Here is a 16,885-nt window from a genome sequence, read left to right on the forward strand (position 1 = left end):
CAATGCACTAAGCTCTAACCAATCAAATACTACAGTGTGTGTTTTTAAACTTATAAACAATCAAAAGGAAAAATGTTTTTATAATGCACTTAAAAAGTGTTTTAATTGCATCCATAAAAAGATTTTTTGAATATTTTTGTGAGACTAAACAATTATCTGAAAAATCAGATTGCTTCCTAAACAGGCTGAAATAGCGTCTCTTGTAAAAGAAACAGCACAATGAAATTGTGTAAAATTATGTCGTTTGTAAAAATATATTTTCATCTTTTATGGCATTTAAAAGAGTACCTTTGGTGCATTGAATTTGTTTAAATACCGTACAACCATCTATGCTTATCATACCATAGTCATTGTTCTCGTACATGAGAAGCGTAATAATGAAGCGTAATAATATCGACTCGATACTGATTCGATATTATAATTAAAGAAGTTAGTTTCGTAATTTGATTTGTCATAATACTGAAAGGGACATTCTATTCATGTCTATAAACTCAGAAATACAAAGTATAAGCAAAAAAAATTCTCCTCGACGAATTTTGTTTGCAAGCCTTATTGGCCCAACAATTGAATTCTTTGATTTTTATGTCTTTGCAACTGCGGCTGCTCTTATATTTCCTCATGTATTTTTTCCAACGCAAAATGATCAACTTGCTATTTTACAATCCTTCCTGATCTTTGGAGCAGCCTTTTTTGCACGCCCCCTTGGATCTATTGTCTTTGGACATTTTGGAGATAAAATAGGACGAAAAGCAACGCTTATTGCTGCTCTTCTCACAATGGGCCTATCGACAGTTATTATTGGTTTCCTTCCTACTTATGAAACAGCTGGATGGTGGGCGCCCTTCTTTTTAACCTTGTGCCGTATCGGACAAGGAATGGGATTAGGAGGTGAATGGGGAGGAGCCGTTCTGCTCGCAACAGAAAATGCACCACCAGAAAAACGTGGCTGGTATGCAATGTTTCCTCAATTGGGTGTTCCAATCGGTTTATTCTCATCTATTATTGTTTATTTGGGGTTATTGCACTTCCTTGATCATGATGAACTTTTAGCATGGGGATGGCGGATTCCTTTTATCGGTTCAGTTGTTCTTATGATCATAGGATTATGGGTTCGTCTTTCAATTAATGAAACAGTTGCATTCAAAAAAACGCTTGAGCGTAAAGAACGTGTCAAAGTCCCTATATTAGAGGTCTTTTTAAAATGTCCACGAATTTTATTTCTTGGAACTTTTTCTGGCATGGCAACATTGGTTTTATTTTATTTGGTCACCGCATATTTGTTAAGTTATTCAACAAACTATTTGCAATTGACATTTTATCAGGCTCTTGAAGTAGAAATTATCGGTGCTATTTTCTGTGGTATTTTTACTGTTATAACTGGAAAACTCGCTGATCGTATTAGACGTAGAACTTTAATGATTTGGATCACAATAATTACTGGACTCTATTCTTTTGCAATTCCTTATTTCTTAAACTCTGGAATTATAGGAGTTCTTGCAATGTCTGTCATTGGTTTGTCGATTATGGGAATGATCTATAGCCCTCTTGGTGCTGTTTTGGCTTCACCATATCCAACTGCAATTCGATACACTGGTTCTTCCATAACTTTTAACTTATCTGGTATCGTAGGCGCATCTCTTGCACCTTATATAGCAGAACATCTAGTGCAACATTTTGATACTTCCTATATCGGTTATTACTTACTTCTTTCTTCCTTTATTTCACTGATTTGCTTCGTTGGATTTACCGACGATGAAATATCTAACTAGAACATAGTGAAGAAGAATAAAATGAGGGCTAGCGGCAAAAATGCCGCTAGTTTCATTTTTAAAGACATCGGTTGCGGTATACTCCACCACAATATTCCAGCAAACAATGCACTCAGAAAAAAGAATAAGATATCCGCAATATTGCCAATATAAGCAATAGGGAAAATTCGTGACAGGATATGCGTTGTTCCTACCAACGAAACACAAAAAAAGGCTAATATCACAGCCCATAAAACGAGTAAAATTCGATCAATGACGATCATCATCACACCGTTTATTTTTTTTGATTGCAGCCCACATCTTGAATGCTCCCAAAAGAAAAATCATAAAAAAAAACCTACGTCCCCCTCCCGATCCTTTCGCAATAAAGAACGCAGAATTTATGATTCCTATCAATCCTATAAAAATCAAAAGAACAAAGGTTACACGCATTAAGCCTGTTTTTCCCAACAGCGGTCTTCAGTCTGCTGCCAATAAGTTAAATTATGATTTTCCATTTTATATTTTTTCCACTGTGCACGAATAAGATTTAGTTGCTGATCGTTTTTTCCATCAAATATCACGACAAGCCGTTGATAAGTATCAATATTTGAGCAAACTGCTCCTTCTATAAGAAAGCGTATCTTTGAATCATTCGGATTTTCCTGCCCTGTAGTAAGAAATACAGGCTGAAAGCTTGGATATGGATCATACTCAGTCCCATGTCCAATAAAAGCTTCATCAGCATAAACCCATAGACGCATATCTATAGCATCGCGTTGTTCTTCACTCACACATTGTATGGTTATCTTGCAAAAACGCGCCAACGCACGCTCTACAAGCGTTGGCAAAATATCTCCTAGCGTTGACTGCGTCAAATGATAAAATAGAATATCCATTGAACCCTCATCACTCTTTATAAATTATAAATAAAGTCAACGTTTTCTGAAGAAGCTTCTATCACCTCTTATATAAAAAGAAAGAGTTAAAAATATAACGAACCCTCTTGTTTTGATTGTTATATTACTTTTATCAATTATCTTACAGCAAGAAAAAGACCTCTCTTCATTTCCTACGTTCATAAAAAAATATTTGAGTTTGTTTTCTCGCTTCTCTATGGACTATAGTTGAAAATAGAATAGAATATATAGTAGAATAGATTGAAGTTAGCTAACAATCTCATGTTCTTTATTTTGTGAAAGTGCGCGATATATAAAAATATTTTTTAATTGGTTATATTTTTCATCCAGAAGACAGTGTACAATATTTACTCTCTCATTAAAGACTGAGGATGTTATTCAATTTATGCGTATTATTGAGTTATATATCCTAAAGCGTGTTCTTGTGCTGTTCAGTGCTGTTATGATTGCAGCAGTCAGTATCAGTTGGACAGTTCAGATTCTTGCACGGATAAACTTTCTCACAACAAGTAAACAAACACTCTTCACAGTCTTGCAATTTTCACTCTCATTGGTCCCTTCTGTTATTTTTCTTGTCATTCCCTTTGCATTAGTCATTGCGATTACAAGTACCCTTTCAGCAATGAATCGAGACTCCGAGCTTGTAATCATCAGTGCCTCCGGTTTTCCAAAAAATACTGTCTGGAAACCCATTCTTCTCCTCGCAATTATTGCAGCCTGTGCCTCCTTTTCTATAGCTAATTTTGTTGTTCCTCAAGCTAGACTTAATATGCGACAAATGCTTGCAAGTGCTCATTTTGATCTTATTAATCTTTTCATTAGTGAAGGTAGCTTCCAAAAACTCGCCAATAATCTTTATATAGAAATTGGTGGACGAAATCCAAACGGAACACTTAAGCATCTTTTCATCGCCGACCAACGTGATTCTAAAACTGATCTTTTTTATTATGCAACAGATGCGTCAATTGTAAGCAATAAAAATGGCCATTTTTTAGTCCTCAATAATGGTGAAATAGAAAGAAACAATCATCAAAATAAGAGCGTTTCAATCGTTCAATTCAGCTCGTATACCTTTAACTTGAGTGAATTCATCCCCAACGATAAAACACCCACACTTTACCCAAAAGACCGTCCTCTTGCTTATTTACGAAATCCTGACCCGAAAGATCCCTACTATCAACGAAAACCTCTCCACTATAAAGCTGAGTTTCATCGCAGACTCACAGAATGGTTCTATCCAATTGTTTTTTCACTCATTGCATTAGCAGCAGCAGGAGATACACGCTCATATCGACAAGCACGAAACTCTGCAAACTTCTCTGCGATTAGCATTTCTTTATTGGTGTATTGGATAGGATATTTTTTCGCCGAAAAAGCAAAGGGTGATCTTGCTTACATTCCTCTGCTTTATATTACACCCATAGGAATGAGTATGCTTATTTTTTTCATGCTCTTAACAAATCATCAAATTGGTATCCCCACAAAACTTAACGAGGTTATTCAAAGTGCTTTTCAAAAATTAGTAAACAAATTTAAATATAGAAAATCTCGATACCCCTCGGATGAAATATCATGATTGGCTGGACGCTTGGGCGATATTTTTTTATACGTTATCTTAAAACAACCTGTTATTTCTTTGTGAGTATTTTTATTCTTGCTTTTTTAATCGACTTTACAGAAAATTCTGGTCGTCTATCTCATCTTTCCCATTATACCGCAAAAGATGCATTTCTTATCTCCGCTTTTCGCATCCCTTTTATTGTGCAACAACTCATTCCCTTTATTGCACTCTTTTCTGCAATGGTGATGCTGATCTCGCTTAATAGAAAACTTGAGCTTGTTGTGACACGTTCAATTGGTGTTTCTGCATGGCAATTTCTCATGCCTGCTTGCTTGGGAGCTTTTCTTTTTGGATTATTTTCAATTCTGCTGATTAATCCACTTGCCGCATGGGGATTTTCTCAAGCAGAAAAAATGATGACTGAGTGGCGTAGTAATAATGTACTCACATCTTTTCATGACACACGTATACCATGGTTCACACAACGCACAAATTCAGGCAAAACAACCATTGGTGCTAAATCTATTACTGATCAAGGGCTTTCTCTTATTGATGCAACCTTTGTACAATACAATGATAATGCAACAGTCAAAAATTGGATTAACACTAAAAAGGCAACATTGACAAACGGTGCTTGGCTGTTAAAAGAGGGTATAATCTATAAAATAGGGCATCCTCCTGAAAAATTTGCTACGTTACAAATAAAAACTAATCTAAAACCTGAATTTTTAACTGAACGTTTAGTAAATCCCGTGACCATCCCATTTTACCAATTGCCAAAAAAAATTATGATTGCACGTTCATTTGGCTACTCTGCCAATAATTTTGATATGTATTTACAATCTTTGATTGCATTGCCTGCGCTGCTTGTGGCAATGACTCTCATTGCAGCAACTATATCTTTAAACTTCACGCGCTTTGGACAATCTGGAACGTTGATTCTTGGTGGCGTAACAGCCGGTTTCATGCTTTATGTTATTTCTGTACTCGTTCAGGCTTTTGGTAATGCCGGATATATTCCACCCATTATTGCCGCTTGGACACCAGTTGCTATTGCATTGTTTTTGGGAATCTCTTTTCTTCTTCATAAAGAGGATGGCTAAGTGAAAGTATTAATAAATAAGAGAGTGATTTTAACACAATTAAGTGCACTTGCCTTTAAAAGCGTTCTTGTCTTTGTTTTGGGTCTCTCTTTATCCTGTTTTGCATACACCAAAAACCTTACTTCTCTTGCTCAAAATCGTATCTCGGATTCCATAAGTCCTCTTTCGCTCTCTGCAGAAGAACTTATTTACAATCGTGATGAAAATACTGTCTCTGCACAAGGTCATGTCCGAATCGAATATGATGGCAATAAAGTTGTTGCCCAAAAAGTCACCTATAATCAAAAAACAGGGCGGATTATAGCCAAAGGAAATGTTGAAATTGTTCAAAAAGATGGGAATAAAATTTATTCGAACCAAATTGATATGACTAAAGATTTCGGCGAAGGATTCGTAAATGCATTACGTATTGACACAGCCAGCAATGTCCATTTTGCAGCAGAAAGTGCTACACGAAACAACAATCAAATAACAACTTTCAACAATGCCTCCTACACAGCCTGCGAACCTTGCTCCTACAAACCAGACAGAGAAGTGCTGTGGAAGATTAAAGCACGAAAAATTATATGGAATAATAGTACCAAAAAAATTCGATTTGAAAAGAGTCGTTTTGAAGTTTTCGGTGTGCCAATTCTACAGTTTCCAACTTTTGAACTCCATGATCCAACTGTGAAACGTACTAGTGGTCTCCTTGCACCTCATTTTTTTTATAGCGATTATCTCGGCATGGGCATAAAAAATTCTTACTTCTGGAATCTTGCCCCCCATTATGATTTTACACTTTCTTCTACTATTTATACACAACAAGGACTTTTAACCGAAGGTGAGTGGCGTCAGCGTTTTAAAACAGGCAATTATAACATTCGCTTTGCACATATATACCAAATGAAACCGCATAGCTTTGATAACGATACAATTGATGCACATCGTAAAAACCGTTATATGCTAGCAACAAAGGGCGATTTTCGTATTAATTCACACTGGACCTATGGATGGGATATTCTCGCACAGTCTGATCGACACTTTAGTCGTACCTATACACTTGAAAACTATAACAATCCTACACAACTTTCTCAGCTTTATTTGAATGGTCTTGCAGGAAAAAACCACTTTGATATGCGTTTTTACCATTTCAACGTTCAAGATTTAATCTTAAATGACCCCGATTATGAGCGACACTCTCGGCAAGCCTGGGTTCTCCCCCGCATTGATTATTCTTTCACACCAAATCAATCAATTTATAATGGAATGCTCACTTTTCACAGCAATATGCAATCGATTTATCGTCGTCATGCTGACTTCAGATCTCCCGAATGGAACGGAACACCTCTCAACGCTGCTAGGCTTTCTGGTATGGCGGGAAATAGTTTTCGTTTAACAAATGAACTCGAATGGAAAAGACGCTTTAAAACGCGTAATGGCCTCATCTTAACCCCTCTTTTCTCTTTACGGGCTGATATCATTAAAACAAATACGCACAAAAACGACACTCTTCCTATAATAAATGACTCCTCATTAACTCTCCGTAATTCAGCATTTCGTGGCATGGCAACGGCTGGTTTAGAATTACGCTACCCCCTCCTCATGAGATTGGGCAATTCTACACATATTATAGAGCCAACCGCACAAATTTTTGTACGCAATAATGAACAATATATAGGACAGCTCCCCAATGAAGATGCACAAAGTTTCATCTTTGACGCAACCACCCTGTTTCAACGGGATAAATTCTCTGGTTATGACCGCGTAGAAGGTGGAACAAGAGCCAATATAGGTTTAAGATATTCTGGAAGTTTTAACAATAATTGGTCTCTTTACGGTCTCATTGGACAATCCTTTCATCTTGCGGGAAAAAATTCTTTTGCGGAAAGGGATTTTGTTAATGTCGGCATTCATTCTGGCCTTGAAACAAAACGTTCAGACTATGTAGCAATGCTTAGTACAAGTCATAAAAGTGGTTTTTCTCTAGAAGCCCGTGGACGTTTTGATAAAAAAACAGGGAAAATTCAACGTAGTGAAATTGAAGCATCACAAAAATGGCAAAATTTTGGAGCGGCGATACAATATGTTTATATCGCAAACCAACCAGATTATGAATATCCACAAGAGCGCCAAGAGATTTTTTTTCAAACTGGTCTTAAACTGGCTCATTATTGGTCTATCAACAGCAATGCCGGTTATGACTTAGTATCTGGTAGATTCGTAAAGCGGGGAATCACCTTAAGTTATACAGATGAATGTTTTGGGCTAACATTCGGTTATCAGCAGGTAAATGATCCAGGGAAAAAAACACCTTTGCAAAACTTTAATTTCTCTCTTTCGTTGCGCACAATTGCAGATATTGGAAAATAAGCTAAACCCAAATTTATAAAGAGAATGTAGAGGAAATTTAACTTATCATTGTTTTTATGAAAAAAAGCGTATATTTTAGGCAGTTGATCAGAATGAATAAACAATGCGAAGGCCTATTTCCATGAATAAATTAAAAAAGCGTATTTTTGCTTTATTTTTTATTGCACCTTTGAGTGCAAGCAGTATGCTGGTAAGTGAATTTTTAATTCCTCTGGTCTTCGCACAGACTGTCATTGTTGCTACAGTCAATGGCAATCCTATCACAAATTACGATATACAAAGGCGCATTGCTTTTCTCAGATTGCAACAAAAGCAGGGCAATCTTGCTGCGCAAGCTAAAAATGAGCTTATCAATGAAGTCCTTAAAAATACCGAAATAAAGCGTCGTAATATTGAAGTGAGCAATCATGAAGTTGACAGTGCTTTCGAAAACTTTGCAACGCAAAATAATATGACCATTGATCAGCTTAACCAAATTCTGACTCAAAATGATATCACAGTACAACACTTTAAAGATTACATCCGTGGGCAAATAGGATGGGGACGTCTTGTCAATGCACGCTATCAAGCTGAAACAGGCTTGATTACAGAACAAGAAGCTGTACGAAGAATATTAAAAAATGGTGGTCTAAAGCCTTCAACCAATGAATATACACTACAGCGAATTGTTTTTGTCATTCCTGCACACCTTCGTTCAGAAATCTTTGCAAGACGCCAGAGAGAAGCGAATAATTTTCGCGCACATTTCCAAGGATGTGCAAACGCTCAAAAACAAGCAAGTGGTATCTTGGATGTTACTATTCGCAACTTAGGGAAGTTTCTCGAACCCCAGCTTCCCAACGCATGGGAACAGGCTATCCTTGCAACACCTGTCGGGAAAATGACCAAATTTCAGGAAACATCTGACGGAATTGAAGCAGTTGCTGTCTGCAAAATAAAAAGAGTTTCCGATGATTACGTAGCTCGACTGATATTTTCTATTCAAGATAATAAGCGAAAAAGCCCGCACGAACTTGAAAAATTAAGCGAAAAATATTTAGACGAATTGCGGAAAGTAGCGCGTATTCAAAACTCATAATGGCTGCACTTGTTGTTAGTGGTGGTGATCCTGCCGGTATTGGTCCTGAAATAGCACTCAAAGCGTGGGCTTTGCGTGTTACGCGTCAAGTTCCGCCTTTTGTTATGCTCGCCGATCCAGATGTTATTCGTTCGCGTGCTCATTTTTTAAAGATTGATGTTGAGGTAGAATCTGTTTCAACAAATAATCCTACCCCAAACTTCCAAACTGCTCTTCCTATCATACCGTTAAAAAACCAACAAAGTACTCAACTCGGCTTACCTTCACCAAATAATGCTGCTGGAATCATTGAAGCAATTACACGTGGTGTCCAATTGATTCAAAATGGCCATGCGTGTGCGCTTGTTACTTGCCCTATTGCAAAAAAGAACCTTTACAATGCTGGATTTAAATTTCCAGGTCATACAGAATTTTTAGCCGATTTAGCTTATAAAACTTCCAATAAATGTTATCATCCGGTTATGATGTTATCAGGACCTCAATTAAAAACAGTACCAATTACTGTTCACGTTGCCTTCAAAGAAGTTCCCACACAGCTTTCTCGTCATGTTATCATTCAAACTGCACTCATTACTGAACATGATTTAAGAACACGATTTAAAATAGCTTCACCCCGTCTCGCTGTTGCTGGACTTAATCCTCACGCTGGAGAAGAAGGCACAATGGGAAAAGAAGAGATTGAAATTATCATCCCCGCTATTGAATATCTTAAAAAGAAAGAAGTTAATATTGTAGGACCATTGCCTGCTGATACAATGTTCCATGAAAGTGCAAGAAAAACATATGATGTTGCTCTTTGTATGTATCATGATCAAGCCCTTATCCCTGTTAAGACATTAGACTTTGACAGTACGGTCAATATTACTTTAGGACTGCCTTTTATTCGGACTTCTCCAGATCATGGAACTGCTTTTGATATTGCTGATAAAGGAATTGCCTCTCCCGAAAGTTTTATTGCTGCTCTTAAACTCGCAAATCAACTTGCAGAAAATAGTTTGATACCATGGCAATAGATAATCTACCTCCTCTGCGTGAGGTAATTGATATATATGGATTGCAAGCTCATAAATCCTTGGGCCAAAATTTTCTTTTCAATCTTAATTTAACATCTAAAATTGCTCATCAAGCAGGAAATATAGAAGGAAAACCTGTTATTGAAGTGGGGCCCGGTCCTGGAGGGCTAACACGTGCTTTGCTTGCAAAAGGAGCTATTGTAACAGCAATAGAGCGTGATGAGCGCTGTATACCTGCTCTCTTAGAGATAGAAAAACACTATCCACAGAAACTAAACCTTATTTGTAATGATGCATTAAAGCAAGATTTCTCAAAACTTTTTGAAAAATCTTTAGAAAAACCACGCATTATTGCAAATCTTCCCTATAACATTGGAACACAACTCTTATTAAATTGGCTATTAGCTGAACCATGGCCTCCTTTTTATGAATCCATGACACTCATGTTTCAACGAGAAGTAGCCAAACGTATTACAGCAAAACCTCAATCCGCCCACTATGGTCGCCTTAGTGTTTTAACCGGATGGCGTACCATGGCTAAAATTGCTTTTGATATACCTCCTCAAGCCTTCATACCAGCACCCAAAATAACGTCTTCTGTTGTTCATATCATTCCGCGAACAGAACCTCTTACCTGCTCCGTACAAAAATTAAGCTTTGTTACGAAAACGGCTTTTGGACAAAGACGAAAAATGCTTCGTCAAAACCTTAAACCTCTCGGGGGTGAAATACTTTTAGAAAAAGCAGGAATTGATGGAACACGTCGCGCAGAAACACTTTCAATTTCTGAATTTGTAACTTTAGCTAATTTGGTGATCTGAAAAGCGTAACTTTTTTCATTATTCTTTTTCAAAATAATGAGTTCATTCCTGAATCTTTTCAGCAATAAGCCCATCAATAAAAGTTTCAAGAAAGAAGCAGCGTTCGCGTTTTACTGTTTCGGCTAAATAAATCGATTTAATAAGCGATAGGGACTGCTCTAAATCCTCATTAATGACAATATAATCGTAAGAACGCCAATGCTGCATTTCTGTTCGTGCATTTCTCAATCGTAAATTGATAACATCTTGGTTATCTTCTGCTCGACGATGCAAACGCGAAATAAGCTCCTTCATTGATGGCGGCAGAATGAAAACAGATACGGTATCCTCTGGCATCTTTTTTTGAAGCTGTTCGGTTCCTTGATAATCAATATCGAATAACATGTCTCGACCAGCTCTTAATATGTTTTCAACGCTTTCCCGTAAAGTTCCGTAATAATTTCCATGAACTTCTGCCCATTCAATAAATTCATCACCATCACGCTTGCGTTCAAACTCTTTTTTTGAAATAAAATGATAATGAAGGCCATCTACCTCACTAAGACGTCTTTGCCGTGTTGTCATACTTATGGAGAGCTCTAATTGTCCATCTTTCAAAAGCAATCGAGAAAGTGTTGATTTGCCCACTCCTGAAGGTGAAGAGAGAATAAATAAAAAACCACGGCGGTGATCTCTTTTTTTCACCCTTAATTTATCCTCAAAGAATTTCGTCATACTGCTCTACTTTTTCAACTGTTCTTCAAACGTCCATAATACGTTTTCTATAATCTTCAAAACTAATGTTTTGCCTTCTTTAATGCACGCCACTTGCGAACATTCATATTATGTTCCTCTAAAGTTCTAGAAAAAACATGCCCTCCCGAACCATCCGCTACAAAATAGAGCACATCACTGCTGGGAGGATGTGCCACCGCTTTCAAAGAATCGCGACCTGGATTTGCAATAGCCGTTGGTGGCAAACCATCAATTTTATAAGTGTTATACGGTGTTTCCTTCTCAAGATCTGAACGATAAATTGCACGACCGGATGGTATCCCTTTTCCACCAAAGAGACCATAAATTACCGTTGGATCAGATTGAAGACGCATATGTTTTGCAAGGCGGTTATAAAACACTGCAGCAACCTGCGGTCTTTCTGCTGCAATTCCTGTTTCTTTCTCAACAATTGATGCCAATATAACAAATTCATCTATGGATTTGATTGGCAAATTAGGTGAGCGCGCAGCCCATAGAGCATGAATTAATTTTGTCTGTCCTTCACGCAATCTGTTTATAATTTCTTTGCGCGTTGTCCCTCGAATAAAACGGACAGTATCCGTCATCAAACTGCCCTCTGGAGGCAAAACTTTTGGAAGATCCCCAATCAAAACTTCATGAGCGGCTAATCGATCAAAAACTTGTTGAACCGTTAAACCTTCTGGCACTGTAAAAGTATATTCAATAGATTTCCCTCTCACAAGGATATCCATAATGTCCCGCATCGAGGCATGCGCTGGAATTGAATATTCACCAGCTTTAAGATGTGTCGTTTTTTGATGGTAACCAACTCCATAAACAAAAATATCAGATGACCGAATAAGACCACGTTTTTCAAGCAGTAAAGCAATCTCACGAATTCCTGTTCCTGGATAGATAAGAACAACTTGCTCTTCCCCCGTCATCCCCCTTCCTTCAAAAATACTTTTTCCAATATAAAGAGGGATACCGATGCTTAAAATAATAATCACAATCATCATAAGAAAAAAATGACCGAGAATGACTAACGGATTGCGTACAATAAACGATTTCTTCCGCCTCTTCTGTGCAAACATATGATTATCTGTTAAACGATTCGAAGAGGAATTACTTACGTCCTTGAATGGTTTTCCATTTTTCACATTGGACATAATTATCAGCCTTAATAACTTTTATGTACTATAACGCTCATTTCTCACCAAAACTTTATAGATTTTATAATAAAATAGAAAAATCAGAAACAGAAAAACAAATATAAAGTGTTTATTATTTCTCAAAGCGGCACATGACTAAAGACGCATTGGTTCCACCAAACCCAAAAGAATTAGAAAGAATCGTATCAATCTTTCGTTCACGTGGTTTATGTGGGACAAGGTCAATTTTCGTTTCAATAGACGGATTATCAAGATTAAGTGTTGCTGGAGCTATATTATCTCGTATAGCTAAAACACAAAAAATAGCCTCAGCAGCACCGGCTGCTCCAAGTAAGTGCCCGACTGATGACTTTGTTGATGACATGGATACTTTTGGTGCATAATGCCCTAAAACGCGTTCAACAGCTGCCAATTCTATAGTATCAGCCATCGTTGAAGTTCCATGCGCATTAATATAATCAAGCTCGCTTACATTCACTTGTGCACGTTTAAGAGCAGCCATCATACTACGCTGCGCGCCTTCACCATTCTCTGAAGGAGCAGTAATATGATACGCATCGCCAGATAAACCATAGCCAATAATCTCAGCATAAATACGTGCACCCCGTTTTTTTGCATGTTCAAGCTCTTCTAGAACAACAATCGCAGCTCCCTCCCCCATCACAAAACCATCACGATCAATATCATAAGGACGTGATGCGCGTTCAGGATCATCATTACGACAAGTAGAAAGAGCTCTACAAGCAGAAAAACCAGCAAGAGAGATTCGATTTATCGGAGATTCAGTGCCCCCTGCCACCATGACATCTGCATCACCCAACGCAACCAAACGTGCTGCATCACCAATTGCATGTGCACCTGTCGAACAAGCTGTTACAACCGAATGATTAGGACCACGCAAACCATGTTTAATAGAGACATAACCAGAAGCAAGATTAATCAAACGTCCTGGAATAAAAAAAGGAGAGACACGCCTTGGACCTTTATCACGAAGCGTATAACCGGCTTCGACAATACCTTCGATACCACCAATACCCGAACCAATTAATACACCTGTAGAAACCTGATCTTCATCACTTTTAGGAGACCACTCAGCATCTGAAAGCGCTTGGCTCGCAGCAGCCATTGCATAGACAATAAATGCATCGACCTTACGCTGTTCCTTGGGATCCATATACAAATCAGCATTATACGTACCATTTGTTCCATCCCCTAGGGGGATACGAGCAGCAATTTGGCATGGCAAATCGGACACATCAAATTCAGTAATACGCCGAATACCACTTTTCCCTTCAAGAAGACGTTTCCAACTCCATTCGACATCACCAGCTAATGGAGATACCAATCCTAAACCAGTAATAACAACACGTCTCATAACTTCTAACCTTGAATTGAGATTCACCTCTTAAAACTTACTTCTCAAAATAGCTCTAAAGAATAGAGGCAAAAGCATTTTACGCTTTTGCCTTTCAATCATCACGCAGAAGCTTTATCGATAAACTTTACTGCATCACCAACTGTGAAAATCGTTTCAGCGGCCTCATCTGGGATTTCCACACCAAATTCTTCTTCAAAAGCCATAACGAGCTCAACCGTATCAAGACTATCTGCTCCTAAATCATCGATAAAGCTCGCATTTTCTACTACCTTATCGGCATTAACTCCAAGATGCTCCACGATAATTTTCTTAACGCGCTCTACTGTGTCACTCATGTTGAAATCCTCGAATTTATATTACTTTCCTATAATTGGGTTAACTATATCGCGTCATCTAATCAAGCAATAGATGCATTTACTCTCAAGATTTTAGCAACAATTTAAAACTTCCTGTGGATATCTTCTACAAAATGAACCAATCTGACATTCCGATATAAATTGATTAACTGATTATATTAAGGAAACAGAATACATTTTTCATTTCTTTTGATATTACTAAAATAATAAAATTTATAAATCAATGTGAAAAAAAAATACTTAAATCATTGCCATTCCACCATTGACGTGTAATGTTTGGCCTGTCACATACGCTGCTTCATCGCTTGCTAGATAAACAGCAGCAAAAGCTATTTCTTCTCCACTCCCCATACGCTTCATTGGAATTGCAGCCATAATAGTTTCTTTTTGCTTTTCATTAAGCTTATCGGTCATTGCGGACTTAATGAATCCTGGAGCAATACAATTAACTGTAATGTTTCGTGAAGCAATTTCTTGTGCCAATGCTTTCGAAAAACCTATCAAACCAGCCTTTGCAGCACAATAGTTCGTTTGTCCAGGATTGCCAACAACACCAACAATAGATGTTATGTTAATAACGCGTCCATAGCGACGTCGCATCATAGAATGCGTTAATTCACGTGTTAAAATAGAAGCAGCTGTCAAATTGACCGCTAAGACATCATCCCAATCTTGATCCTGCATACGTATAAAAAGACCATCTCGGGTGATTCCTGCATTGTTTACAAGGATATCAACACCACCCATTTCTCTTTCCGCTGCTTCAGCCAATTGCTTAATAGATTTACGCTCAGAAAGATTAGCAGGAAAAACAAAAACATCTTTTCCTAGATCTGCAGCCACTGCTTTAAGTTTGTCTTCACGTGTTCCATGAAGCCCAACAATGGCCCCTTGTGCATGAAAACAACGCGCTATTGCTTCACCAATTCCTCCCGATGCTCCCGTCACAAGAGCTTTACGACCTGTTAATTTAAACATTTTTTGACTCCTTATCGATTAAACGCCAAGCATCTGTAGTGCTGCTTCTATTTCCTCAGCTGTTCCAATTGTTAATGCCTTTACAACCTTGTTAATACGACGCGTTAAACCTGTTAATACTTTTCCAGAACCAACTTCAAAAAATGTATCAACTCCATGAGCACTGATCCACTCTATCGTTTCACGCCATCTCACTCTCCCTGTTACTTGTTTAACAAGAAGCATAGCAAGACGCTCTGGATCACTTTCTGGTGTAACAGAAACATTGGCAATGAGAGGAACAATAGGAGCCTTTTTTTTAACAGTCAAAAGTGCTTTCTTCATGGCATTAGCAGCAGGTTGCATTAAAGATGAATGGAAAGGTGCCGAAACAGGAAGAAGAAGTGCACGTTTAGCACCTTTTTTTGACGCAAGCTCTACCGCTGTCTCAACCGCTTTCGCTTCACCTGAGATAACAATTTGTCTCCCCCCATTATCATTAGCAATCTGGCATACTCCTTTTCCAGAAGCAATCTCACAAATTTCTTCTACATCTTGCTCATTCAATCCAATAAGTGCTGCCATAGAGCCATCACCAACAGCAACAGCAGCCTGCATAGCATTTCCACGAATACGCAAGAGCTTTGCTGTATCACGAAGACTAAATGTACCAGCAGCACAAAGAGCCGAATATTCTCCCAAAGAATGACCTGCAACAAATTTTATCTTTGATTCTATATCAAGCCCCAATTGTTCCATCACACGAATAATAGCTATAGATACGCACATTAAGGCTGGTTGAGCATTTGCTGTTAACGTTAAAATATCTGATGGCCCTTCAAAAATGATATTTGATAATTTCTCACCTAAAGCATCATCAACTTCTTCAAAAACCATCCGAGCTGCAACAAATTGCTCTGCAAGCGCTTTACCCATACCAACAAGCTGACTCCCCTGTCCTGGAAAAATAAAAGCTGCCACCATTATTCAACTCCTAAATTATGCAATTAAATTATCTGCTTTTGATCTTATTCATCAGCACAAATCAAGACAAAGGTCTTTATTTTGAACGGATATCTCTCTTAAAGTTATACTTTAATGGCGGAATTTGGTATAAAAACTTAGGAAAATAGGGTGCCATAAAGTGAAGAATGCCCCAACTGATAAAGCAGCCTAAAATTGTGCCAGCTAAAACATCAAAAGGATAATGTACACCAACAAAGATACGCCCCCAACAGATCAAACATAAAAATACCGCTGCAAACTGAGAAGCAATTTTGTATCGATAAAAATAAAGAGTTGCCATATAAGATGCCAGAGTCAAGGCATGATTGCTCGGAAAAGAAGCGGTTGCACGATGCTTAATTAGTGGTGTTGTTAATCCTACAACAAACGGACGTGGATGAAAATAAATAAGAGAAATAAGATAACCTATAAAAAGAGCTGCACAAATGCTCACACAAATGCTTAAGGTTACGCGTCTCTCTCTCTCTTCACCGCAAAACCACAATGCACAAAGATGTAATGGAATAATATAAATCAAAAACTTCGCACAAAAAATACCCAATAAAACTAAAACTGACCAAGATTGATGATTGCCAGCAAACATTTCAAAAAGTGCAACATCAATTCGGTTTAAAAAATCCATTCTTCTTTCCTTCATCTTTATAGCTTGTCAACATCATAATCTTTTAAAAGAATGAAACCTA

At 37.7% G+C, this 16,885-nt stretch carries 17 protein-coding genes; 7 read left to right on the plus strand and 10 right to left on the minus strand.

The annotated features are described in order from the left end of the window. Positions 1-479 precede the first annotated feature (479 nt). A complete protein-coding gene (locus J7R10_RS02205; protein ID WP_208436376.1) occupies positions 480-1,769 on the plus strand; it encodes an MFS transporter in 1,290 nt (429 codons plus the stop codon). Here the strand turns inward: J7R10_RS02205 and J7R10_RS09820 are convergent. The 3 genes from J7R10_RS09820 to J7R10_RS02210 are packed head-to-tail and all read right to left on the minus strand — an operon-like array spanning position 1,766 to position 2,647. Further along, complete coding sequence (locus J7R10_RS09820) at positions 1,766-2,032, minus strand: hypothetical protein (RefSeq protein WP_010705037.1); 267 nt, start codon at positions 2,030-2,032, stop codon at positions 1,766-1,768. The two genes, J7R10_RS02205 and J7R10_RS09820, sit on opposite strands and share 4 nt — an antisense overlap. After that, positions 2,019-2,201 carry a hypothetical protein gene (locus J7R10_RS09825; RefSeq protein WP_010705036.1) on the minus strand — a complete coding sequence of 61 codons (183 nt, stop codon included), beginning with the start codon at positions 2,199-2,201 and terminating at the stop codon, positions 2,019-2,021. The genes J7R10_RS09820 and J7R10_RS09825 overlap by 14 nt, the downstream gene beginning before the upstream one ends. Next, positions 2,201-2,647: a DNA polymerase III subunit chi gene (locus J7R10_RS02210; protein ID WP_010705035.1), complete on the minus strand. Its 447-nt coding sequence runs from the start codon at positions 2,645-2,647 to the stop codon at positions 2,201-2,203. The genes J7R10_RS09825 and J7R10_RS02210 overlap by 1 nt, the downstream gene beginning before the upstream one ends. A 406-nt stretch (positions 2,648-3,053) precedes the next feature. Here J7R10_RS02210 and lptF point away from each other — a divergent pair, with 406 nt between their 5' ends. The 6 genes from lptF (at position 3,054) to rsmA (ending at position 10,596) form a co-directional block, all read left to right on the plus strand. After that, positions 3,054-4,244, plus strand: a complete 1,191-nt coding sequence (gene lptF, locus J7R10_RS02215) for an LPS export ABC transporter permease LptF (protein ID WP_010705034.1) — start codon at positions 3,054-3,056, stop codon at positions 4,242-4,244. Beyond that, on the plus strand, positions 4,241-5,332 hold the full coding sequence (gene lptG, locus J7R10_RS02220; protein ID WP_010705033.1) for an LPS export ABC transporter permease LptG: 1,092 nt from the start codon (positions 4,241-4,243) through the stop codon (positions 5,330-5,332). The genes lptF and lptG overlap by 4 nt, the downstream gene beginning before the upstream one ends. Continuing rightward, the gene (locus J7R10_RS02225) at positions 5,333-7,684 is read left to right on the plus strand and encodes an LPS-assembly protein LptD (protein ID WP_010705032.1); all 2,352 of its coding nucleotides are present in this window, start codon (positions 5,333-5,335) and stop codon (positions 7,682-7,684) included. It abuts the gene before it with no gap. 121 nt (positions 7,685-7,805) lie between these two features. Further along, positions 7,806-8,762: a SurA N-terminal domain-containing protein gene (locus J7R10_RS02230; RefSeq protein WP_010705031.1), complete on the plus strand. Its 957-nt coding sequence runs from the start codon at positions 7,806-7,808 to the stop codon at positions 8,760-8,762. Further along, on the plus strand, positions 8,762-9,775 hold the full coding sequence (gene pdxA, locus J7R10_RS02235; protein ID WP_010705030.1) for a 4-hydroxythreonine-4-phosphate dehydrogenase PdxA: 1,014 nt from the start codon (positions 8,762-8,764) through the stop codon (positions 9,773-9,775). The genes J7R10_RS02230 and pdxA overlap by 1 nt, the downstream gene beginning before the upstream one ends. Further along, complete coding sequence (rsmA, locus tag J7R10_RS02240) at positions 9,766-10,596, plus strand: 16S rRNA (adenine(1518)-N(6)/adenine(1519)-N(6))-dimethyltransferase RsmA (protein ID WP_010705029.1); 831 nt, start codon at positions 9,766-9,768, stop codon at positions 10,594-10,596. Before pdxA ends, rsmA begins: the two co-directional genes overlap by 10 nt. A 42-nt stretch (positions 10,597-10,638) precedes the next feature. Here rsmA and gmk read toward each other — a convergent pair whose 3' ends face one another. The 7 genes from gmk to J7R10_RS02275 form a co-directional block, all read right to left on the minus strand. Continuing rightward, entirely contained in the window at positions 10,639-11,310 is a 672-nt protein-coding gene (gmk, locus tag J7R10_RS02245) for a guanylate kinase (RefSeq protein ID WP_010705028.1), read from the minus strand. Positions 11,311-11,372: 62 nt separating this feature from the next. Further along, complete coding sequence (gene mltG, locus J7R10_RS02250) at positions 11,373-12,482, minus strand: endolytic transglycosylase MltG (protein WP_010705027.1); 1,110 nt, start codon at positions 12,480-12,482, stop codon at positions 11,373-11,375. Positions 12,483-12,597: 115 nt separating this feature from the next. Next, the gene (fabF, locus tag J7R10_RS02255; protein WP_010705026.1) at positions 12,598-13,860 is read right to left on the minus strand and encodes a beta-ketoacyl-ACP synthase II; all 1,263 of its coding nucleotides are present in this window, start codon (positions 13,858-13,860) and stop codon (positions 12,598-12,600) included. 101 nt (positions 13,861-13,961) lie between these two features. Beyond that, on the minus strand, positions 13,962-14,198 hold the full coding sequence (locus J7R10_RS02260) for an acyl carrier protein (protein ID WP_004860281.1): 237 nt from the start codon (positions 14,196-14,198) through the stop codon (positions 13,962-13,964). Positions 14,199-14,459: 261 nt separating this feature from the next. After that, positions 14,460-15,197 (minus strand): 3-oxoacyl-[acyl-carrier-protein] reductase, encoded by a 738-nt coding sequence (gene fabG / locus J7R10_RS02265; RefSeq protein WP_010705025.1) that lies wholly within the window; start codon positions 15,195-15,197, stop codon positions 14,460-14,462. 18 nt (positions 15,198-15,215) lie between these two features. Further along, complete coding sequence (gene fabD, locus J7R10_RS02270) at positions 15,216-16,160, minus strand: ACP S-malonyltransferase (protein ID WP_010705024.1); 945 nt, start codon at positions 16,158-16,160, stop codon at positions 15,216-15,218. 76 nt (positions 16,161-16,236) lie between these two features. Then, the gene (locus tag J7R10_RS02275) at positions 16,237-16,824 is read right to left on the minus strand and encodes an undecaprenyl-diphosphatase (protein ID WP_010705023.1); all 588 of its coding nucleotides are present in this window, start codon (positions 16,822-16,824) and stop codon (positions 16,237-16,239) included. Positions 16,825-16,885 lie beyond the last annotated feature (61 nt).

It is taken from the genome of Bartonella vinsonii subsp. berkhoffii ATCC 51672, from assembly GCF_902825225.1.
In the GTDB taxonomy this organism is placed as follows: Bacteria; Pseudomonadota; Alphaproteobacteria; order Rhizobiales; family Rhizobiaceae; genus Bartonella; species Bartonella berkhoffii.